This is a genomic window from Terriglobus sp. YAF25, from assembly GCF_052113305.1.
GTDB lineage: Bacteria > Acidobacteriota > Terriglobia > Terriglobales > Acidobacteriaceae > Terriglobus.
In genome coordinates, this window is the sequence record NZ_JBFRCY010000793.1 from 1 (window position 1) to 2,008 (window position 2,008).

Consider the following 2,008-nt stretch of genomic DNA (forward strand, 5'->3'; position numbering starts at 1 on the left):
AGGTGGCCTTCTATTCGTATAGCCGCAATCTCTCGAAGATCACTCCTCTCACCGCTGATCGTAGCGCCGTGATCCGCGGCGTCCGCAACACCGTCGCCGGCGACGATGAAGCTCTCTACAACAGCCTTCTGCTTACCTTGAAAGACGCCGCTCCGCTGCATGGCCGCAAAGCCATCGTCGTCTTCTCCAACGGTCCGGACAACGCCAGCATGGTTCCCCCGGAAGACGTGGCCGAACTGGCGCAATCGACCGGCACCATCATCTACATGATCAGCACCCGCGAAGCTCTCAACGATGAGGCCTCGACGACTGTCTTCGAACGCATCAGCAAGGCGACCGGGGGTAAGGCTTACTTCTCCAAGAGCTGGAAGGACGAGAAGATGGCCTTTGAGTCCATCCGCGAAGATCTGGCGCACCTCTACTCACTCAGCTATTACCCTGCACCCAATCCCAACCAGGGCTGGCGCACCATAACCGTAAAGCTGGCCGACAAGAGCATGCAGAAATACAAGATTCGCACCCGCGAAGGTTATCGGCTTCAGCAGACCTCGCAGGTTGCACCGATCGCTCCTCCAGGACGCGAATGGCCGGGCGTGCCACCGCCACAGTAGAGCAGGGAAAATGCTCTAGCCATAAAATGACAAGAGCCGGGGATCCTCTCCCCGGCTCTTTTGTATTTCCTGATCAGTCCAGCTTGCGCAGCCAGATATTCTTGACCGAGATCTTGCACGGCTGGCTCTCGATCTCAAATCCGATCAGACCAGCCTGATTGTTAACTGACTTAGGATCGTCATCGATATAGATCGCCATCAGGTGGCCATTGATGATGTGCATCATCACACCACCGCGCGCTATCACCTCATAGTCGTTCCAATCGTTGATCTTCACATAACCACCAAGTGCCTGCCGGTCACCGATGTCTGCGACCAGACGATTCGGTTTTCCTGGAATCGTCTGCGTCACCTRCCCACGCCATGCCAGGATGCCCTGCATCGTATTCTCCGAGTACCACTGGCCGGTATAGATAAATGCCTGCGGTCTTACCGGAAACCAGAAGTCGGCCTGCGGCCCCGTCATCATGTAGCGCAGATCATAGGGAGGCAAACCCGTTGGCTGTGCACGCGTCCACGGGACTCCGGTCTGGCTGCGATACTGAATGCCGCCACCGCCGCCCTTCTCCACCTTGATCTGCAACTTCAGATCGAAGTCTTTCGTCGTATCTCCGCGATAAACGATGTAGTTGTTCCCGCGCGGCTTCCCTTCAAGGGTTTCACCGATCATCACGCCGTCTTCCACGCGCCAGATCGTTGAATCGGCATCCCATCCGTTGAACGTCTTGCCGTCGAAGATCTCTTTGAAGCCTGTGTGCTCATTGATGTCATACGGATCAGGCTCATGAAACCTTGGCATCCCCGGCAACGGTTTACCATCGGGCCCGATCTGGGGACGTCGTACCGGCTGCGCCGTATCCCCCGTGGCAGGCGCCTGCGCCAGCAGGCCTGCTGAAGCACACACGAGTGAAGAAAAGCACAAGAAACAAATGACATGTGAGCGAAGAGAGCGAGACGGCCGATACGGCATAGGAGCCATACAGTTTCCTTCCTTCTAAAGGAGAGTTTTCAGGGACCGCTGGCATCCTATCGCGACACAAACACAACTGGCGAGAGCAGGAACAGAGAAAATGCAAGGCACTCCGTAACGAGAAACGCAAGGTCTGACCACTAACGATCTCGTCATCATTCGAAACGGGATGCCGGACCTCAGCTCATCTCGCAGCCCGGACTAGCTTCTCGCACCAGATGCTTACGTCCCCACTCACACATCATCTGCACGATCGGAATCAGAGTCTTCCCGTACTCGGAAAAGGAATAGTACACGCGGGTCGCGCTTTCATCGCTTTCGGCTCGTTGCAGAATGCCATCGCTGACAAGTTCCTGCAATTGACGAATCAGGACACGCTCGGTGATCTCCGGAACAGCTCGCTTGAGTTCACTTGTTCGTTTTGGAC

At 56.0% G+C, this 2,008-nt stretch carries 2 protein-coding genes and 1 pseudogene; 1 reads left to right on the forward strand and 2 read right to left on the reverse strand.

The genetic code is table 11. From position 1 onward, the window contains the following. A pseudogene (locus AB4043_RS23770) lies at positions 1 to 611 on the forward strand (VWA domain-containing protein); the annotation flags it as partial. A gap of 73 nt (positions 612 to 684) precedes the next feature. Here AB4043_RS23770 and AB4043_RS23775 read toward each other — a convergent pair. Next, positions 685 to 1,515: a 3-keto-disaccharide hydrolase gene (locus AB4043_RS23775; RefSeq protein WP_442308290.1), complete on the reverse strand. Its 831-nt coding sequence runs from the start codon at positions 1,513 to 1,515 to the stop codon at positions 685 to 687. Positions 1,516 to 1,760: 245 nt separating this feature from the next. Further along, a partial coding sequence (locus tag AB4043_RS23780) for a winged helix-turn-helix transcriptional regulator (RefSeq protein WP_442308291.1) occupies positions 1,761 to 2,008 on the reverse strand: 248 nt, incomplete at its 5' end.